Origin of the sequence: Dolichospermum circinale AWQC131C (genome assembly GCF_000426905.1) — a bacterium.
GTDB classification, from domain to species: domain Bacteria; phylum Cyanobacteriota; class Cyanobacteriia; order Cyanobacteriales; family Nostocaceae; genus Dolichospermum; species Dolichospermum circinale.
The window spans coordinates 17,563-19,897 of record NZ_KE384601.1; the positions used below are offsets into that span (position 1 = coordinate 17,563).

The window sequence follows — 2,335 nt, forward strand, 5'->3', positions numbered from 1 at the left end:
TTAAATCCTGTAAACTTTACATACAACCTTGAAAAAATTCCCCACTTTAGTTCTCGATCAAAACTGAGAACTGTTGACCAAAAAAAATCGGATACAATCCCCGTTCTTCTAGGACAGCTTTATAGTAAACTAGGTATAGTCGCCACAGGGCATTGGGAGACTATAAACGGACAGGTCTACTGGATAAGACTACTTTTCGGTAGCACCAGTCAGTGCAGTGTCAAAGAATCCTCGCTCATGAAAGAACGAGGAGGTATGTCAGTGGATTTTGGATTTACGATTTTGGATTTTGGATTGACTCCACCCTCAAGTGTGGAGCTTGGGGATTTTACATTAGCAATTTTGGGTTAGTTCGTCCCTGAAATTGTAGGGGGCAACGGCCAAAATTCCCAATCTAAAATCTAAAATCTAAAATCTAAAATTTCTTGGTCAAAAAACTTAAAATTTTTAATTTACAGAGGGTTTCTAAATATGGACATTGATACTCGTGTAGTAATTGTTTTAGCACCTTTAGCGATCGCTGCTAGTTGGGCTGCTTTTAATATCGGCGCTGCTGCTATTAGACAAATACAAAACTTTTTGAGCAAAGAAGCGTAATTTGGAGAATAGGGAACAGGGAACAGGGAACAGAGAATAGGCAAGAGTTCTACCAATTCTAATCTAATTACCAAATTACCAATTACACAATTCCCATGAGCATAGATTCCCTACTCCAACCTTTTCAGCATTTTGGTGTCAATTTGGGGTTATCTCGAATTGTCAATTTATTGGCAACTTTGGGAAATCCCCATCACCGAGTGCCAATTGTTCATGTCGCTGGTACTAATGGTAAAGGTTCTGTTTGTGCTTATCTGTCTGCGGTACTTACTGAAGCTGGTTATAAAACTGGACGCTACACCTCGCCCCATTTGGTTGATTGGACAGAACGTATCTGTGTGAATGAACAAGCAATTAATAGTGATAAACTGTGTGAATTAATACTTCAAGTTCAAACGGCAATTAATCCAAGTGAAGAATCTCCTACCCAATTTGAGGTAATTACCGCAGCAGCTTGGTTATATTTTGCCCAGCAACAAGTTGATATTGCGGTAATTGAAGTCGGACTAGGAGGACGTTTAGATGCCACTAATGTCTGTGATCACCCTTTAGTGACAATAATTACTTCCATAAGTCGAGAACATTGGCAACAACTAGGACCGGCTGTAGCCCATATTAGCAGAGAAAAAGCGGGAATTATCAAACCCGGATGTCCGGTGGTGGTGGGTTCATTACCAGAAGCAGCCCAAAAAGTCGTGATATCGCGTACATTAGAACTAAAATGTCCGATTTTTACCCCTAAACCCTCTCGTCAAATTAATCAAAATTGGGCCGAATATCAAAAAATAGAAGGTTCTCAATTTATAAAATATCCTTTACCATTACAGGGACAAATTCAATTACATAATTCAGCCTTAGCAATAGCAGCTTTGGAAATCTTGCAAAAACAGAATTGGCAAATTTCTGAGGAAGCTATTATTAATGGTATGGCTAAAACCAAGTGGCCAGGGAGAATGCAATGGATAACCTGGAAACAGCAAAAACTCCTCATTGACGGCGCACACAACCCAGCCTCAGCTAATGTTTTACGTCATTATGTAGATACACTCAACACCAAAAATATCACTTGGGTCATGGGAATGCTGGCCACTAAAGATCATGGTGATATTTTTCAGGAACTTCTCAAACCAGGAGATAAATTATATTTAGTTCCAGTCCCCGACAGCAATTCAGCGGATTTAGAAGAATTAGCTAAGTTAGGAACATCAATTTGTCCAGATTTGAATTTTTGTCATATATATCAAGATGTATTTTCAGCTTTAGATGCTGCTTTTAGTGCTACAGATAATCAAGTTGTTTTATGTGGTTCTTTGTATTTAATTGGTTATTTTTTAGCCATATCATGATGTCGAAGATTTGAGGATTTACAGGATTGTTATTAATTATTTTGTCAGAATCAGGATTTATAGGATTTGGGGATAAATTATTAATCCTGTTCATCTTTTAATCTTGAAAATCCTGATTCAGACAATTGAGGATTTGTATTTAATTCCTGAAGTGTTATTCTTAATTTTGATTTAACCAAGTTTCTAAATCATCGGCGTTGGTAAAATATAATAATTCCACTCCCAAAACTTCTAATTTCTCCAGAGGTAATTTTTGAATCCTTTCAATTAAAGAAACTGGAATTTCGCCAAAACGTCGGTTTAATTGACGGATAATTAACAATGTTTCCCCTTCGATTTTACCTTCGATTTTACCTTCGATTTTACCTTCGATTTTACCTTCGATTTTACCT

At 37.3% G+C, this 2,335-nt stretch carries 4 protein-coding genes; 3 read left to right on the top strand and 1 reads right to left on the bottom strand.

What is annotated here, in order from left to right:
* The 3 genes from ACIR131C_RS26675 to ACIR131C_RS0106900 form a co-directional block, all read left to right on the top strand.
* Window positions 1-351 (top strand): hypothetical protein (locus ACIR131C_RS26675; protein ID WP_231395411.1); only part of this gene is annotated, 351 nt, incomplete at its 5' end.
* A gap of 120 nt (window positions 352-471) precedes the next feature.
* Window positions 472-597 carry a photosystem II protein Y gene (locus tag ACIR131C_RS0106895; RefSeq protein ID WP_028082918.1) on the top strand — a complete coding sequence of 42 codons (126 nt, stop codon included), beginning with the start codon at window positions 472-474 and terminating at the stop codon, window positions 595-597.
* 95 nt (window positions 598-692) lie between these two features.
* Window positions 693-1,943 (top strand): bifunctional folylpolyglutamate synthase/dihydrofolate synthase, encoded by a 1,251-nt coding sequence (locus tag ACIR131C_RS0106900; RefSeq protein WP_028089603.1) that lies wholly within the window; start codon window positions 693-695, stop codon window positions 1,941-1,943.
* Between the two features lie 160 nt (window positions 1,944-2,103).
* Here ACIR131C_RS0106900 and ACIR131C_RS26680 read toward each other — a convergent pair.
* Window positions 2,104-2,335: DUF4351 domain-containing protein (locus tag ACIR131C_RS26680; protein ID WP_231395412.1), on the bottom strand; the 232-nt coding region annotated here is incomplete at its 5' end.

What these genes read in the sequence shown, in the direction of transcription:
- ACIR131C_RS0106895 (WP_028082918.1), top strand. Translation starts at nt 472, where the DNA reads ATGGACATTGATACTCGTGTAGTAATTGTTTTAGCACCTTTAGCGATC.
- ACIR131C_RS0106900 (WP_028089603.1), top strand. Translation starts at nt 693, where the DNA reads ATGAGCATAGATTCCCTACTCCAACCTTTTCAGCATTTTGGTGTCAAT.